Source organism: Nitrospira sp. (assembly GCA_024760545.1).
In the GTDB taxonomy this organism is placed as follows: Bacteria; Nitrospirota; Nitrospiria; order Nitrospirales; family Nitrospiraceae; genus Nitrospira_D.
In genome coordinates, this window is sequence record CP060501.1 from 1,187,722 (window position 1) to 1,203,825 (window position 16,104).

A 16,104-nucleotide genomic window follows, 5' to 3' on the forward strand; every position below is an offset into this window, starting at 1 on the left:
GGCCACTTACGAAAGGATCTCACATATGAGCATCCATACTGATACGAACGGATCCGTCAACGGGACTGAGACGACTATCCCGTCTTCTCCATTGACCACGACGCCCTTTCCGGCATCGCGCAAAGTCCATGTGGATGGCGCACAGCCCGGTGTGCGCGTACCGATGCGAGAAATCACCCTCACTCCCACCAAAGGACCGGATGGGACGAAGTCTCCTAATACCTCTGTCATCGTGTACGACACCTCAGGTCCCTATACCGATCCCTCTATGGCGATCGATGTTCGTCAGGGTCTCACGCCGTTGCGGCGGACCTGGGTGCTGAGCCGTCGGGATGTTGAAGAGCTCTCTGAAGTGAGTTCGACCTACGGCCGCATGCGCGCGACCGACCCGAAGCTGGCCGAACTCCGGTTTCAACACATCCGCAAGCCCATGAGGGCAAAGCCGGGGATGAACGTCACGCAGTTGCACTATGCCCGAAAAGGCATCGTGACTCCGGAGATGGAATTTATCGCCATCCGCGAGAACCAATCTCGCCAAGCGGCATTCGAGACGGCGTCGCCAAACGGTCATGGCGGTGGTGTGACACAACATCCAGGGTTCTCTTGGGGCGCCAACATTCCCCGGGTCATTACACCGGAGTTTGTGCGTGATGAGGTCGCCCGCGGCCGCGCGATTATCCCGTCCAACATCAATCATCCGGAAAGCGAGCCGATGATCATCGGCCGCAACTTCCTGGTGAAGATCAACTCGAACATCGGCAATTCTGCCGTTGCCTCCTCTATCGAAGAGGAAGTCGAGAAGATGATTTGGTCCACACGCTGGGGCGCCGATACCGTCATGGATTTGTCGACGGGCAAGAACATTCACGAAACACGGGAATGGATCATCCGCAATTCGCCGGTGCCGATCGGAACGGTGCCGATCTATCAGGCACTCGAAAAAGTGAACGGCAAGGCAGAAGACCTGACATGGGAAATGTTCCGCGACACGCTGATCGAACAGGCTGAACAGGGCGTCGATTACTTCACGATTCACGCCGGCGTGCGCTTAGCCTATGTGCCTCTGACCGCAAAACGAACGACCGGAATTGTGTCACGCGGCGGATCGATCCACGCGAAATGGTGCCTGGCCCACCATCAGGAGAACTTCGCCTATACGCACTTCGAAGAGATCTGTGAGATCATGAAGGCCTACGACGTCGCCTTCAGTTTAGGCGACGGGCTCCGGCCGGGATCGATTGCCGACGCCAACGACGACGCGCAGTTCGCCGAACTCGATACATTGGGCGAGCTGACCAAGATTGCGTGGAGGCACGATGTGCAGGTCATGATCGAAGGCCCCGGCCACGTTCCCATGCACATGATCCAGGCCAATATGGAAAAGCAGCTTGAGACCTGCCATGAGGCGCCGTTCTATACACTGGGGCCGCTGACGACCGATATCGCTCCCGGCTACGATCACATCACCTCCGGCATCGGGGCCGCCATGATCGGGTGGTACGGCTGCGCCATGCTGTGTTATGTGACCCCCAAGGAACATTTGGGCTTACCGACACGAGAAGACGTGAAGACAGGCGTCATCACCTATAAAATTGCCGCGCACGCGGCCGACTTGGCCAAAGGCCATCCTGGCGCCCAAGCGCGGGACAACGCCCTGTCGAAAGCACGATTCGAGTTCCGCTGGGAAGATCAGTTCAATCTTTCCCTTGATCCGGAGACCGCGCAGCAATTCCACGATGAAACACTCCCGGACAACGCCGCCAAGGTTTCGCATTTCTGTTCGATGTGCGGCCCACACTTCTGCTCGATGAAAATCACCCAAGACGTCCGCGACTATGCCGCACAATTGCAGATAGACGAACAACAGGCGATTCAAATCGGCATGAAGGAGAAAGCCGAGGAATTTAAGAAGACTGGTTCTGAGATTTATCGTTAGCTATGGATACAGAAGACGGATGCTGAAGGAGCGCCCTATGGCCAAACCACGACCAGCCCCCTTGCGTGAACGGGACATCACCCGGCAGATCGCCCGTGAATACTATAAAGAGTTCGATCAGCTGATCGAGAGCGACGTGATCATCGTCGGCGCAGGTCCATCCGGGCTTATCTGCGCGCATGACCTGGCGAAAATGGGATTTCGAACGCTGATTGTCGAGCAAAGCCTGGCTCTGGGGGGTGGATTCTGGTCAGGCGGGTATCTCATGAACAAGGCCACCATCTGTGAACCGGCAAATGAAATCCTCGAAGAGATCAGCGTGCCCTGCAAGAAGATCAAAGAATGCGAAGGGATGTACATGGTCGATCCTCCGCATGCCACCGGTGCCCTGATCGCTGCTGCATACAATGCCGGCGCCAAGTTAATGAACCTGACGAGAGTGGTGGACCTGATCCTCCGCAACGACGGCTCGTTGGAAGGGGTCGTCGTCAACAGCACCACCGTCGAAATGGCTGGTCATGACATCATCCATGTGGATCCCATCGCCCTTGAGAGCAAGATTGTGGTTGATGCAACCGGCCATGATGCCGTCGTGGTCGAGCTCTTGCACAAGCGGAACCTCTACAACAAGGTTCCGGGAAACGGTGCCATGTGGGTTGCACGATCTGAAGAAGAAGTCATGGACCGGACTGGAGAGGTGTATCCAAATTGCTTTGTCATCGGCTTAGCCGTCGCCGCCGTGTACGGCACACCGAGAATGGGGCCCGCCTTCGGCTCGATGCTATTATCCGGCAGGTACGGCGCGGAATTGATTAAGAAGAAGCTCAAACAGGAGTAACGAGTCCAAGTAACCCCAAGCGGCCGGCAGTCTGACGACAAAGATCATCCGGCAACGAGCACGACGCTGGTAACTCTTTTCAGCAACCTGATCATGGACATGCAGGATTTTTTGTTACAAGGTGAAGGCCGCGAGGAAGATAAGCGCGAGGCCTGGAATCTATTTCAACAGGCCTTTGAGCGGCAAATGAAGGGGGATCTCGAAGAGGCGGTCAATCTCTATAAGAAGTCGATCGCCTCTCATCCGACGGCCGAGGCCTACACGTTCCTGGGCTGGACGTACAGCTTCATGGGACGCCTCGATGACGCCATTGAGGAATGTCACAAGGCCATCGCGCAAGATCCTGACTTCGGCAACCCCTACAATGACATCGGCGCCTATCTGATCGAGAAGGGCGAATTCGACGAGGCCATCACCTGGTTCCAGAAGGCGATGCAAGCCAAGCGTTATGAAAGCCCGGCGTATCCGCACCTCAATCTTGGACGCGTGTACGAACGCAAGGGGAACTGGACGGAGGCCATCGATTCGTACAAAAAAGCCCTCGCTCTGGACCCCAATTATGCGCTTGCCAGAAAGGCGCTGGGACGGCTGATCAGCTCACTGAACTGAAATTACACCTCCATGCCAACAACTATTCTCGTCGCCATCACCGACCTTTTCTTCTATACCAAAGTCCGGGACGCGTTACGGCAGACCAATTACCACATTGAGAAGGCCCGCGTGCAGCAGGATATCATCGACAAATCCGTTTCTACCGACCCAGGCATGGTCATTTTCAACATGAACGACCTGACCCTCGATGCCTTTCAGGCGCTGGAAAAACTGAAGGCCGATCCTCTGCTGAAGGGCATTCCGACGCTGGCATTTGCCAATCACGAAGAAGTTGAGACTTGGAACCGGGCCAAGGCGCTTGGCGTGACAAAGATCGTCTCCCGCAATGAATTTTCTGCTCGAACCAAAGACCTCGTAGACGAAGTTCTTGCCGCCACCTCACGGTAACCAGTGTCGGACGGGAAGTCGAAGGAGTAATCGATGAAACGATCCCGGCTTTACACACAACATACCCAACTCGGGGCAACCTTTGAGGAACTCACCGGCTGGGAAGTGCCCTCCCATTATGGCGATGCCACTGCCGAGCATCGCGCCGTCCGTCAGGCCGTGGGGCTGGCTGATCTTTCCCATCGTGGCAAGATCAGAGTAACGGGAGAGGATCGCGTGAAGTGGCTGCAGAGCGTCATCAGCAATGACATTCTCCCGCTTCAACCAGGCCAGGGTCGCTATTCCAGCCTGTTAACCCACAAGGGCAAGATGCTCACGTACTTCCGCCTGTATCTGCAGACCGAAGCGGTCATGCTGGAAGACGTTGGTGAAATCGGAGACACGACATTTCATGCTCTCCGAAAATTCCTGCTCTACGGCACCAAAGCCAAGATTGAAAACTGCGCCGAGAGTTGGGGACTACTCCTGATCAGTGGACCGAAAGCCGCTCAGGTGGTGCAATCAGCCTTCGGCGTCGAAGTCTCGGACTTAAAACCGGTTGATTTCGTCACCGCACAGATCGGAGGGCATCAGGCCCTCGTGTTGCGCACGGAAGAAACGGGAGAAACGGATGTCGAAGTGCTGCTCCCCATAGATGGCCTGTCGACTGCATGGACCAATGCCATGCAGGCCGGAGCGAAATTTGAGATCAAAGCCATCGGAAGTCAGGCACGGGAAGCCCTGCGCCTGGAGGCCGGCATTCCCAAGGCCGGACCCGATTTGAATGAAGAGATTGTCCCGCCTGAGGCCAACCTCGAAGGCAAAGCCTTCAGCCTGAATAAAGGGTGCTATCCAGGACAAGAAGTTGTCGCGCGTATGGATACATACGGCAACGTCCGCCGTAAGCTCGTGGGCCTGGTGCTCAAGGACTCCCTCGTCCCGCCGCATGGGGCTAAACTCCATAGCGGCGATCGTGAGGTGGGCTGGATCAGTAGTGCCGCTCGCTCCCCTCAGCTCAATAAAGTCATTGCGCTCGGATTTCCTCTGCGTGACTTCAGCAAACCCGACACTGTCCTCTCGGTCGAGATCGACGGGGTACCGCACGAGGCCATCGTTCACACCTTACCCATCTATACCAAGCCGTAACACCATATCCCGCGAATATTTATGCCACCTCATGAGCAGGAAGATGACGTCCGTACGACCCCATACCAGGAGGCCGGAGAACTGGCGGGGATAACCCGATTAGTTGATGCATTTTACATGAATATGGATACACTGCCGGAAGCCGAAACCATCAGAAACATGCACCCGCCTGACCTCTCAGAGTCGCGCAAAAAATTGACCTATTTCCTGTGTGGCTGGCTTGGAGGCCCCAAGCTCTTTCAACAACACTATGGCCCAATCAGCATTCCGGCGTTCCACAAACAGTTCGCGATTGGATATGCAGAGCGTGATGCATGGCTCTACTGTATGGAACGAGCGCTCGCCGTCCAGCCATACAACGACCAATTTAAGGATTACCTCTTGGCCGCCCTCAGTATCCCGGCAGAACGAGTCAGAGAAGTCAACGCGGGAGAGTATTAGGACGGGACGCACCTTCTTGAGCCTCCGATGTTCACGTTGAGATACAGAGCTGGATCTTTCCAGATACAGAGCTCGGATCTGCATCAAGATGTGAACTCCACATTCTCTTTCAAAATCACCGCGATGAACAGACAGCTCTAGCTCCACAGACACAATCTTCTCGTGGCATCCTCCTTGCTGTTGTAAAGAGAGAGTCAAAGCAAGGTCCCGGACAGAGCCTCCTCGATCAGGTTTAAGCGAGTCCTCCAGAATCACTAAAACAGCGCAGGCCTACGAGTGAGGTATAGGTTGCAAGAAGTGCGGTGTTGTAAGCTGGGAATCGTAAAAAGATCATTTCGGGGTAGTCGCGCTACGGCATACTAGGGAGACGACGTCACCGTGATCTTCTCATCCAATTCTTCTCACCGAGAGCGAACCCCTCCGATTCATGCAGAACAGAATTCGATGGGATGCGAGGCCTGGATAGACGTAAGCCGGTTTTATGCCAGAGACACGCCCTCGTACCAGACCACCGGCGATGCTAAGCACTCTGGAGCCCCCTCACGTTCAACTGCTTCTCATAGTTCCCTGACAAAGTCATTCGCCCTCCTGCGTAAACGGCTACGTCGCAATTCCTCCGAGAACCAAGACTAAACCTCAGATCGAGAACCTCTTTTTCTGCATTCATCACTCCACGACTCTGGTTGACGAACCCACCGCAATGTCGCCCTTGACTGAGCCGAAACAACCGCTCTCCATATCTCCTCGCAGTTCCACACCTTGCACAGACGCAACTTGACAACGTTTCGAGAAGTGCGGATAGTGCCGAAGACTTTGTTCCACCGTCGGTGATGCTTTGTTGAGGACTCAACTCTCAGGATGCAACTTCGCTCTATATTTCAGCATTCAACGTAGAGTTCGCGGCGAGAAGGGCGGCTCAGCTATAGACCATGTGTTGGCACGATAACACCCTGACCGGCTGATCAGAAAGGAGTTGCGATGAAGACACCACCCAGCAGAGAACAAATCGGCGAACGGGATGTGATGACCGCCGTCCAATCCTTGAAGGTCGCATCATTCAACTCACGATTCATCCGGACCGGCTGCAACGCTGCCGATCCAAAATGGAAATTGCCCAACGGCCAATCAATTCAAAAATATGTTCGCAATCAAATGAATGGGTTTCGAAAAGATGTGCTTCCCGTTCGTGGTCAACGCTTACACGGGGGTGTCTTCCACAAAGTCAATTCCTCGACGATACTGACGATCGCACATCACAATTTATTCAAGCCGGTTATCCCAACCGCGCGGGATTTATTCCATGTTTACGGGCCTGACCGTAACAACACTAAGGATTGGACACGGTATTATCGTTACGCCTGGAAGCAACCAGGACCGCACGCAATTATTTATTCGAAGGATTCGCAAATCGTCCAGGAGGGAAAACTTTCGTGCAACTCTTATTCATACTCCGGCCAGAGCTCTTACGCGATCGTCGGCGCCGGCATGTTCTTCCTGCCTGAGTTTGGCGATGCGCAAGTCAGCATCCGGCCCTATGTGCAATGGCTGACAAGCGCCAGCTTTACGGGCACCGAGAGCGCGCCAGCTTCGGCTACCGCTTATCTTGGCATTTATGTCGAGAGTTGGGCGCGAAGCGGCGGCATGCACTATGTCGATCGTGACTACTGGATTCCGGTCTGGTCACAGAACACGCAGAGTTACGTGACAAACCTGACGGCGGGAGGTGCTGCCACTATCGGCGATGGGTTAGCCACCGACATTCTCGCCGTCAGTCAGCGCAAATACGCGATTTATGTGTATGCATATCTCGAGACGAGTGCGGGACCGCAGCAGCAAAAGAATGAACAGCGTTTCGTTACGATTGATATCGACGCCACTGTTCCTTATGTCGTGGTGGAAGAAACGCTGTAGCGAGCCGGCCCCCAAGTGTCTCTTGATCTCATCTTGGCGCTGACGGTGCCAACGACGTTTCTTGGGCATTGTCCGAGACGTGTGCCGGGAAAGGCGCATTAGACTATGGCCCGCTGGATTTACGAAACACCACGGTTATTGGTAATGCTGGGCTTGGGTCAGAAAGAGGCTGGCGTACAGTCCTTGCCGTCGCATCAGTTCATCATGCGTCCCTTGTTCCACGATTTGGCCCTCATCGACAACAAAGATCCGATCCGCCATTTTCACTGTCGACAGCCGGTGACTGATCAAAATGGCAATGCGACCTTGGGCCAGCTCATGAAACCGCTCGAACAGCTCTGCCTCCGCTTTGGCGTCCATCGCACTGGTGGGCTCGTCGAGCACGAGAATTTGCGAATCTCGCAGTAACGCTCTAGCCAGCGCCACTTTCTGCCATTCCCCGATGCTCAGTTCAGACCCACCATCGAACAGCTTACCGAGCAATGAGTCATACCCTTGCGGCAAGCGTTGGATGACCTCATGGACTCCGGCTTGCTTGGCTGCGTGGATGACGGCGGAATCGTCAACTCCGGAAGATCTCACACCCATGACGATGTTCTCTTTTGCCGATAGCTGAAACTTCACAAAATCTTGAAAAATACCGCTGACCATACCTCGAACATCAGTGATAGGGTAGCCCCGCAGATCCGTTCCATCGATTGTGATGCGCCCACCTGATGGATCGTACAGACGACACAACAGCTTCACCAATGTCGTCTTTCCGGCGCCGTTGGCCCCGACAAACGCCACATGCTCGCCGGGCTCGATTGAGAACGTGAAGTCTCGAATCGCCACACGTTCTTCATGTGGGTATTGGAATGACACATGATCGAACACAATACCCTGCGTGATTGAGCGAGGCAGCGGTTTCGGAGGTATTGCCGTCGGCAAACGAGACTGAATACTCAAGAACTCATCCAATGTGGTGAGAAACAGATTGCTCTCATAGAGGCTTGCCACACTCTGCCCCAACCCCTCCAGAAACCCCGAAGCCCGCTGCACGGCCTGAAAACAAATGACCAGGTCGCCCACAGTGAGTAACCCATGGAATGTTCGGACCGCTACAAAGCTGCAGATTCCGAATACACCTGCGACACCAATGATTTGGGCGATAAGAGTTTTGACCGCCCAACGTTGCTCTAAAGCAATGAATTCCCGACGTAACACTGATCGGGTCTCTTGGAACCATTCTCGCAACCTAGGCCCCAGGTTGAACAGCCTGATTTCTTTCGCTGCCGTGGCCTGCGTCAACAGTGTATTGACGTACCAGGCCTTGCGCTCGAGTGGGATGCGTTCGCGCTCCCAAGCATAGAGCAGGTTGGATTGCTGCACCCTCACCAAGAGGTAGGGAATCGCCGTCAGTACTAAGACTGGAATTATCCCCCAATGCAGCCACCACAGTATGACCACCATTGAGAGCAATGAAATGCTGTTTTGCCCCGATTGAAGCAAGGCGTTGAGAATGGCAATCGGTCGGTAGGGAGCCTCTTGTTGTGCGTGATGCAATGTATCTTGATACTGCGCATTTTCGTAGTATTCAAGATCGACCTCAATCGACTTTGCCTGAAGGAGCCCGTACATGTGATCCGTGACGGTTTGAGCTTGTATCTTGGAAATCAGGCCTGCTGCCACATTCAGCATGGCACTAACGCCCGCAACACCCGCTAACCCCGCAAGGATCATGATGATGCGAGTCAAGAAAGATTCGTCCGAGGGAGTCTTCAGTCCTTCGGTCACGGTATCGATCAACAATTTCGTGAGATACAGCATCATCAACGGAAGAAGTCCCTGGATGACGCGCAGCACGATGCTGCTGATAGCTAATGTTGGACTGCTCTGCCATACGAATGAAAGCGCACGGCGGACCGTAATCAGAAATGGAGCTATGCGATTCATCATGATAGTCATGGGCAACGGAACCACGGAGCAAAAGTCTTCAGGACTTCATGGTTCTGAGTTGTGGACCGTGACTGGCAGACACCCGGCTCACGCCCGATATTGAATCGGAAGGATACGAAAAAGTTATGGTGAAGCATCGCCACTGCTTCCCCGGCTCGTAGAATGCCTCGGAATCCAACGTGAGCCATGCATGGCCGTCGAGATTCGACGATTCTTTCCTGACTCCACAGTGAAAACGAACCGGGTATCCCAGTTGCCGAGCAAGTCGATATAGCGCCAATGCCCGCGGAAAGCAGTTTCCCCTTTCGTTATAGGGAAACAGTTGGAGCCAACGATCCACATAGTAGATGAGACTCCTCATCGTAGCATCATCAGACCGTCCGGCCCGTGAACGCAGGCTTAAACGCTCCAGCACCAGCGGCAAACTGTTGAATCGCAACAAGATACGAACCCACCCTACGATCAGACCTACTCGAAGCACAGTCCAGTACTTTTTCACGAGTAGACTCATAAAGGATGCTATCTAACCACCTTGTGCGACCCAACGATTGATCGCTCCACGAATTTCAGGTGAAAGAAGCCGCTTGATCGTTCGATGAAGGGGAACAATCAAGCAAGAGAGACAAGAGAGGGCAGTGCGCCAGCGAAACCACCGAGGAGGAGTTGCCGCCACAGGGCTATGAGCACGACACAGCAGTAAGCCAAATCGCCACCGCTCCCACCATGAATCTTTTAGGGAAAAATAGAGTGCAGCCGTCTGTTCTTCCCAGACTCCATCACAGCCGTTCGTCAGTAAGGAAGCCGGCATTCGGTGGGCAAGTGCTTGTACATCTGTATCAATCCTGAGCCTCGCAAGCACCCCCTCAGGGAGAGGAGCATCAAGCATCAGGTGTGCAAGCGACAATCCCATATAAACCAGGCGTCGGCAGTGCCAATCCGACGCATCTCGGACAATCCTCTCCCAGTCGAGATCGGGCTGGGCGCGAAGGAGTTCGGCCACATCACATACCCATTTGAGATGTTCCCAGGCATGCTTCGATCCATGAACACACAGTACAATCAGCAAATCTTCTGGTGCCAATCCTGAAACCGTGTGATTCTCGAACACCACAGAGGTCCACCGCTTCCAGAATTCCGGGCGATCTAATCGAAAGACAAAGTGTTGATGGGCCATCTGCCATTGCAGATCCACTCGACACAGCGTCCGAGGCTTCACGAACACATGATGCGGCCCGTCATCATGATGCGCATTACCCAGCTCCGCCTTTGCCATTCTTCGCTCGTAGCCCAGCGTCGATAGGATAGCCTGTGCCTCCGCAATGGAGCCTTCGGCAACAAGCAGGTCGAGGTCGGTAAAATCGCGAAGAGCCAGATCGCCATACGCCAATACGGCTAGAGTGGCCCCCTTGATCGGAATGATCGGGACTCCACGCGCGTTGAACGTTTCACATAGCGTGATGAGTTCTTGGGCGAGCGACCAATTAAGTAGTGCGCCGACCTTGGTTTTGTGCCGTAACCGGCTTAATGATTCGGCCGGCACGAGGTCGGGCGCGACTGCGGAGAGATTCCTGTACAATAGTGGGATGACGCCATGATATTCCGCCATCTCACCGAGGATCGACCAGTCCAGCAATTCTTGCACTCTTTGCCTGATACGTGTCTTTAGATCATCGGTCATAACCGTACGGGCACACCAGACCAGGAGTTCGGATTCTGGTGACAGCGGGAACTGACGGTCGATGGGCCGTTCCATCATCATCTCGCCTGCTCAAGAAGTGGGGTGATTAATTGCGGGAGGTCAAGGATATCTCGTCCAAAGTGCAACCGGTAGCAATCCACCTGCTGAACGAGTTTCGCCAAGACCCGGAATTCTCGTCTCGCGACCTCAGAATCATAGACCAGCAAGGCCTGGGGAAGGAGGAGTTCCATTGCACGGCTCTTTGGAAGGGGTTCCAAATGGCTGTGAGTGGAGTGGACGACATGGGGGAACAGCATGATGGCTGGGTGGCAACACTCACCCACTGAGGTCGGGTAGAGCTCCTCCGCGTAAAACCCCCGCTTGGGGAAACCTGGATGCAGTATGTGATCAGGCGCATTTCTCAGTTCTGGGAAAAACGCGATTGTTTCTTCGGTCACGTTGATCTTGATTGGGAAGGGCAGAATATCGACATGTGTGCCGGCATCTCTGATCAACGGATGATCGTCGGAAAGATAGCGATAGCCTGATCGAAGCAGCGAGATAAATGATGTCGTCTTACCGCGTCCGCTATTCCCTGGAATCAAGACCGCCCGGCCATATTTCTCCAGCGCGGTTGCATGAACAGTATAGAGCTCCTCGTATCGCAGGAGTTCGATCAAGGCGAGGTGAAACAAGTACTCAATCAGACCTTCGTGAATAGTCTCGGGATTGATCAAGTAGCCATCGGCTTTCTGTTGCTTGGCATCAATCACCAGCACTCCAACATCGGAAAAGTCCGCTATTAGACGTCCTTCGTCATAAAATACCTCGTACGGCAACCCTGTCGGCCGTTGATCCCCGAGCTCTTCGCCGGTTCCAGAATATAGTCGACGCGCCAGCGGCGACATGATCAGAGGAATATCAGCTCGGTTCTTAGCAGCCTGGAACCACAGAGTGAGCGGAGCGGATTCGTCAAGCGAGGTTCGCTGAAAGTGTTTCAGCAATTCATTCACTGGGGCAGCAAGGAAGGGAGACATCGTGACATAGCGCACTGACTTCCCATAGAGAGAAAATAGATACTCGGTCATGGGCTGATTGACTACACAACTCGACATGCTTCTCCTCAAGTCGACGTCTATACTCACTTACTCGACGTGGATTGAAAGGTAGACTGGCTGCTTCTTGCGAAACAGCCAGCTCCCGGCCCATCAAACTTTAGTGACGGCCACCCCGATGACCAAAATTTCCAAAATTTCCAAAATTGCCCCAATTCCCGAACTTGTTCTTATGTCCATTGCCCGAACGTGTTGCGGTGATATCCCGCAATAGTTCGTGCTTGGCAAGAACTGGTTGGGCATACGATTCTTTCTGTTGTGCCTTCATGCTGTTTCACCTCCTTTCTTGTTGAAGTAGCCCTTCCTCGATCATCTGGGTTACCAGAGTGACGAGATCATCAAGGGCCCGATCTGGAGCGACATCAAAACGGTCACAAAGGACCGCATGGATGTTGCCGATTGTGTTGCCGCCAGTACATTGCTCCCAAATGACGCTACCTAGCCGGTTTAACGTGTAGTACCGGCCGGTACTCAGATCCAACAGCACTGTCTCGTCGTCCATGTTCGTACCTTGCACATCGCTGCTGGGCCGGAGAATGATTCGATTAAGCATTTCCTGACTGCCGAGGTGATTGGGCGCGATAGGAAGTGCGGGCGCATGTGAGGCGTCTGACATGGTGACTCCCTCCTTAGGCGGCTGTAACTACCGTGATCTCGTCGATAGCAGAATATGATATTCGGCCTGGACGGAAGAGGCTGATCTCCCCTGCGTTGGATTCAAAAATACATCAGTTTTGACGAACCAAATATGCTGCTTTTGGAGGGGCAGTAAGGTCCGCATACTGCACACTTTTGAACGTTCTCAGCATCCAGGATGGCTCCGTCAGGCGGGAAAGACCAATGAATTGTTCCGTTGAAGCAGCGGAGATGCCCCTGCAAGGGACCGTCGTTACAAAGAGAAAGTGATGTGAGCCAAATCGACAACTGGTTCGGCAGAAAGGGAAATCCTTGGGGAAAGATGAATTCAGCTTCAAACACCCGGTCACAAACACTTAATGATAAGTTGCTGGTGGATGAACCCTCTTAGGCAAGGTCATGAGGCAATCAGCCTCACAACCAGGCTCGCTAACTTTTCCCTTGCGAACGGAGCAGATTGATCGCAACATTGCCCGGCGGGGAGACAAGGGGCTCTACAAATCGGTGACTGTGATGATGGCCTCCATCCCGAACCACAAATGACGGATCCTAGCCAGCCCAGTTCCAACAGCGAGCACCAACAAGAGCAATTCGATCATGACAATCGGAAGAGCATCCTAAACAATCCCAAGTACGTTGTGGTCAGCTTGGTCACTCTCCTCGCAGTCGTCCTGATGACGGTTTCTCTGATCCTGCTGATGAGGAACACAACGCATCCTGCTGATGAGCGTGCGTGGGTGAAGGTGCAGGAGGCGACCATTGTCGGCCCTCTCGTCCAACATAACGTCCCACAAGCAACAGTGTTCTTTAACAATACCGGCTCCTCCCCCGCACTGAAGACTAAGATTCGTCTGGTGATGACGGTCTGGCCTTCGAACAAGCTCCCTGACTGGGAGATGCCGTTGAAGTTGGCAACTGATAGTGAAAGCATCGGTGAAATTGATCCAGGCTCTATCGTGTCTCGAACTGTTTCCTTGCTGGCTCCACTGACCGACGAACAGGGTATGTATCTAGAGCGCAAAGACTGGTTCATTGTGACGCTGGGAGTCGTCTCATACGTGGATACATTTGGCAACCGCCGTGAAACCAAGCTGTGCCTGATCTGGCGAGATACCTCCATCGAGCGTCTGAATCCCTGCGAGAAATGGAACAACGCCGACTAATGCAGGGGTTTCTCGGCGAATGCATTGAATCTTGTGTGACGAAACGATGGGCGGCGACCGCCCGAAACACGGCATCCGACGTTTTCTACCATTGAGGGAATTGCGACTATCGTGGAGGTATCGAAGCGTTCCTCCCTGAATACTACCTATTCAGCGAGACCTGACCTAACCAGAAAGGACCAACCACACGATTACAGAGTTACCGTTCTGGGTTTCGTGCTGCCGTCACAGCCGATGCAAACCTCAGGAGGCTCGCACGCTCGTCGTCGTCCAAGGCCAACAGAAGATGCGCTTCATCCCCGTGCATGAGGCGCAAACTCAAAAAAGGCTCTTCCCGGCGTTTTTCTTTATTGTCCCACATCGCATCGATCAGCTGTACTTTATCCAATTGCCCGACCGACACAACATCGTAGCGGAAGTAGGTATCCCCGATAACGATATCGAACAAGACGTTGCCGGCCGTCAACAGCGCCAGATTGAACCGACCTTGATCTTCGTACCCTTCCGGCAGAAACCTATTGACGTGGCAGAGCGCAACTTTACGGTCGCCCAACGCCTTGCGAAATTTCTCCCTCAGTGCGTCATAGTCGATCTGCAGAGCTTTTTCATCAGGCCCGGTTGCTGCTACAGCCGCCGCTTCTGCTTTGTCAAAGATCTCATCGGCGGACATCATTCCTGACATAACATTCTCCCCTTCTTTGTCGTTGGCGTAGATTTGACCAATGCCTTTGGGAGTCGTACGGTACCCGGCCATCTGTAGCAATTGCAAGAGGGCTGAGCGGTGGCAAACCTACGGACGAGCCTCCACGACGTGAAAAAATCGCTTCTCGCCTGCCTCGTCCACCACCGTCACTTCGAACGTGTTCTTCGTGACACGGATCAGGCCGAAGTTCTGGTATCCCGATTCGTTGATCAGCCGCCTTGGATGCAGCGTCTCACTGGCCGCAGTCATCCTTCCAGGCCGGGCCGAGAGAGGTCCAACCATATACTCGTGAAAATCAATGATACCGTCCTGATCAGGATCATAGGCATTGGCCTGTACCCAATGCACATCCCCCGCAAGGAACACAACGTTCTTGATCTTGTGTCCAAGAATTGCGTCGACAATCACCTGCCGTTCGCGCTCAAAGCCGGTGCCGTTCGGTTCACCGCCCCACCCATCGTTGCCCACACCACCTTTCACCACCGACAGCGGAACAGAGGTCACAATGACTTTCCAAGTTGCCGTGGACGCACGGAATCCGTCGAGCAGCCATCGCAATTGCGCAGTCCCGAGCATTGTTTTAGAAGGACCGTCTTGATCCTCGTTCCGGCTCCGATACTGTCGCGTGTCCAGAATAAAGAGCTCAAGATCGGCCCCGTAGCGAATGCTGCGATACATCCGATTCGGATCATCATCGGGAGAAGCGATGGGCCAGTATTCCCGAAGCGCCTGCCGACCACCGGGCATTTGCTCATCAAACGGGCCTGAGAAATTGTCACGAACCTCATGGTCATCCCAGACCACATAAACAGGCACCGTCCTCAAAAATCGCTGGAGCGCCGCGGCGCCGCGTTGATAGCGATGGCGCACTCGATAGGTCTGCAGCGTCGTGGCTTTGAAATCGGCTCCGGGCTCGTTTGGCGGCGAGGGGCAAGGATTATCGCCATAGACGGTATCACCGAGGAATAGAAAGAAGTCGATCTCCTGTCGCTGGATGACGTCAAAGATAGGATAGCCACCTGCTCCTTGGCGGCATCGTCCTTGGCCACCAAGGTCTCCGCTCCAGGCAAACGTCACGGGCGCGGAGGTCTTCTCATCCGGCAGGGTGAGAAATTCTCCCCTTGCTGCAAGCTTCCCCGCCAGCTGCTTTCCGGTCTGGTCGGCTGAACCGCTCAAAATATGATAACGATAGCGTGTCGAAGGGCTTAGACCGTCAAGAGGGATGGTCAGCGTGTAATCCGCTTCCGCGGTCGTCGTCACGTATGTCGTCCTCGATGCGAGAGCCACTACCGACGCCAGTTTCGAAGCCCGTTCCCACATGGAGACTGGTGCCCACTCAACCTGAATCGATGCCGGCCCATCAGTACGCAGCCAGAGTAAAGCCCCGTGTGAGCTGACATCACCAACAGCCAGACCTTGGGGCAAGAGATCCGATGCTAGGAAGGATTTCTCCTCAAATGAGCTACTCGACCGAATAGTCTCCCTGGTGAAGGCAGCACAGCCGACGGACAGAGCGACAAGAGCGAGAAAACCACCCAACAGGAAGAACCTGCGCATCGGGCACTCCTACCCTATGCTGATGAAGAAGGTCAAGCAAGAGACCGGCATCGGGCTTGATAAT

At 54.1% G+C, this 16,104-nt stretch carries 16 protein-coding genes; 8 read left to right on the forward strand and 8 right to left on the reverse strand.

Features of this window, described 5'->3' with window-relative positions; genetic code table 11:
• Positions 1-25: 25 nt before the first annotated feature.
• From thiC to H8K03_05700, 7 genes are all read left to right on the forward strand, one after another.
• Positions 26-1,936 (forward strand): phosphomethylpyrimidine synthase ThiC, encoded by a 1,911-nt coding sequence (gene thiC / locus H8K03_05670; GenBank protein UVT21399.1) that lies wholly within the window; start codon positions 26-28, stop codon positions 1,934-1,936.
• Between the two features lie 37 nt (positions 1,937-1,973).
• Entirely contained in the window at positions 1,974-2,774 is an 801-nt protein-coding gene (locus H8K03_05675) for a thiazole biosynthesis protein (GenBank protein UVT21400.1), read from the forward strand.
• Positions 2,775-2,867: 93 nt separating this feature from the next.
• Positions 2,868-3,383, forward strand: coding sequence for a tetratricopeptide repeat protein (locus H8K03_05680; GenBank protein UVT21401.1), 516 nt, complete (start codon positions 2,868-2,870; stop codon positions 3,381-3,383).
• Positions 3,384-3,395: 12 nt separating this feature from the next.
• Positions 3,396-3,773, forward strand: a complete 378-nt coding sequence (locus H8K03_05685; protein UVT21402.1) for a histidine kinase — start codon at positions 3,396-3,398, stop codon at positions 3,771-3,773.
• A 33-nt stretch (positions 3,774-3,806) separates the two neighbouring features.
• Complete coding sequence (locus H8K03_05690; protein ID UVT21403.1) at positions 3,807-4,898, forward strand: aminomethyl transferase family protein; 1,092 nt, start codon at positions 3,807-3,809, stop codon at positions 4,896-4,898.
• Between the two features lie 21 nt (positions 4,899-4,919).
• Positions 4,920-5,339 (forward strand): group II truncated hemoglobin, encoded by a 420-nt coding sequence (locus H8K03_05695; GenBank protein ID UVT21404.1) that lies wholly within the window; start codon positions 4,920-4,922, stop codon positions 5,337-5,339.
• A gap of 978 nt (positions 5,340-6,317) precedes the next feature.
• Entirely contained in the window at positions 6,318-7,250 is a 933-nt protein-coding gene (locus tag H8K03_05700) for a hypothetical protein (GenBank protein ID UVT21405.1), read from the forward strand.
• 135 nt (positions 7,251-7,385) lie between these two features.
• On the opposite strand, the gene H8K03_05705 is transcribed toward H8K03_05700, so the two are convergent.
• The 6 genes from H8K03_05705 to H8K03_05730 all read right to left on the reverse strand — a co-directional run bounded on the left by H8K03_05705 (position 7,386) and on the right by H8K03_05730 (position 12,597).
• On the reverse strand, positions 7,386-9,197 hold the full coding sequence (locus H8K03_05705; protein ID UVT21406.1) for an ABC transporter ATP-binding protein: 1,812 nt from the start codon (positions 9,195-9,197) through the stop codon (positions 7,386-7,388).
• Positions 9,198-9,225: 28 nt separating this feature from the next.
• Positions 9,226-9,687 (reverse strand): lasso peptide biosynthesis B2 protein, encoded by a 462-nt coding sequence (locus H8K03_05710; GenBank protein UVT21407.1) that lies wholly within the window; start codon positions 9,685-9,687, stop codon positions 9,226-9,228.
• 24 nt (positions 9,688-9,711) lie between these two features.
• Positions 9,712-10,947 (reverse strand): nucleotidyltransferase family protein, encoded by a 1,236-nt coding sequence (locus H8K03_05715; protein ID UVT21408.1) that lies wholly within the window; start codon positions 10,945-10,947, stop codon positions 9,712-9,714.
• Positions 10,944-11,981 carry a hypothetical protein gene (locus tag H8K03_05720; GenBank protein ID UVT21409.1) on the reverse strand — a complete coding sequence of 346 codons (1,038 nt, stop codon included), beginning with the start codon at positions 11,979-11,981 and terminating at the stop codon, positions 10,944-10,946. Before H8K03_05720 ends, H8K03_05715 begins: the two co-directional genes overlap by 4 nt.
• A gap of 100 nt (positions 11,982-12,081) precedes the next feature.
• Positions 12,082-12,249 carry a hypothetical protein gene (locus H8K03_05725; protein UVT21410.1) on the reverse strand — a complete coding sequence of 56 codons (168 nt, stop codon included), beginning with the start codon at positions 12,247-12,249 and terminating at the stop codon, positions 12,082-12,084.
• 6 nt (positions 12,250-12,255) lie between these two features.
• On the reverse strand, positions 12,256-12,597 hold the full coding sequence (locus tag H8K03_05730; GenBank protein ID UVT21411.1) for a PqqD family protein: 342 nt from the start codon (positions 12,595-12,597) through the stop codon (positions 12,256-12,258).
• Positions 12,598-13,156: 559 nt separating this feature from the next.
• On the opposite strand from H8K03_05730, the gene H8K03_05735 reads away from it, so the two are divergent.
• A complete protein-coding gene (locus H8K03_05735; protein UVT21412.1) occupies positions 13,157-13,780 on the forward strand; it encodes a hypothetical protein in 624 nt (207 codons plus the stop codon).
• A gap of 199 nt (positions 13,781-13,979) precedes the next feature.
• Here H8K03_05735 and H8K03_05740 read toward each other — a convergent pair whose 3' ends face one another.
• Together H8K03_05740 and H8K03_05745 are read right to left on the reverse strand one after the other, a co-directional pair.
• Positions 13,980-14,462, reverse strand: coding sequence for a hypothetical protein (locus H8K03_05740; protein UVT21413.1), 483 nt, complete (start codon positions 14,460-14,462; stop codon positions 13,980-13,982).
• Positions 14,463-14,570: 108 nt separating this feature from the next.
• Positions 14,571-16,040: an alkaline phosphatase D family protein gene (locus H8K03_05745; GenBank protein ID UVT21414.1), complete on the reverse strand. Its 1,470-nt coding sequence runs from the start codon at positions 16,038-16,040 to the stop codon at positions 14,571-14,573.
• Positions 16,041-16,104: the final 64 nt, after the last annotated feature.

Coding starts and splice junctions, on each gene's coding strand:
- thiC (UVT21399.1), top strand. CDS start 26: ATGAGCATCCATACTGATACGAACGGATCCGTCAACGGGACTGAGACG.
- H8K03_05675 (UVT21400.1), top strand. CDS start 1,974: ATGGCCAAACCACGACCAGCCCCCTTGCGTGAACGGGACATCACCCGG.
- H8K03_05680 (UVT21401.1), top strand. CDS start 2,868: ATGGACATGCAGGATTTTTTGTTACAAGGTGAAGGCCGCGAGGAAGAT.
- H8K03_05685 (UVT21402.1), top strand. CDS start 3,396: ATGCCAACAACTATTCTCGTCGCCATCACCGACCTTTTCTTCTATACC.
- H8K03_05690 (UVT21403.1), top strand. CDS start 3,807: ATGAAACGATCCCGGCTTTACACACAACATACCCAACTCGGGGCAACC.
- H8K03_05695 (UVT21404.1), top strand. CDS start 4,920: ATGCCACCTCATGAGCAGGAAGATGACGTCCGTACGACCCCATACCAG.
- H8K03_05700 (UVT21405.1), top strand. CDS start 6,318: ATGAAGACACCACCCAGCAGAGAACAAATCGGCGAACGGGATGTGATG.
- H8K03_05705 (UVT21406.1), bottom strand. CDS start 9,197: ATGACTATCATGATGAATCGCATAGCTCCATTTCTGATTACGGTCCGC.
- H8K03_05715 (UVT21408.1), bottom strand. CDS start 10,947: ATGATGATGGAACGGCCCATCGACCGTCAGTTCCCGCTGTCACCAGAA.
- H8K03_05720 (UVT21409.1), bottom strand. CDS start 11,981: ATGTCGAGTTGTGTAGTCAATCAGCCCATGACCGAGTATCTATTTTCT.
- H8K03_05725 (UVT21410.1), bottom strand. CDS start 12,249: ATGAAGGCACAACAGAAAGAATCGTATGCCCAACCAGTTCTTGCCAAG.
- H8K03_05730 (UVT21411.1), bottom strand. CDS start 12,597: ATGTCAGACGCCTCACATGCGCCCGCACTTCCTATCGCGCCCAATCAC.
- H8K03_05735 (UVT21412.1), top strand. CDS start 13,157: ATGACGGATCCTAGCCAGCCCAGTTCCAACAGCGAGCACCAACAAGAG.
- H8K03_05740 (UVT21413.1), bottom strand. CDS start 14,462: ATGTCAGGAATGATGTCCGCCGATGAGATCTTTGACAAAGCAGAAGCG.
- H8K03_05745 (UVT21414.1), bottom strand. CDS start 16,040: ATGCGCAGGTTCTTCCTGTTGGGTGGTTTTCTCGCTCTTGTCGCTCTG.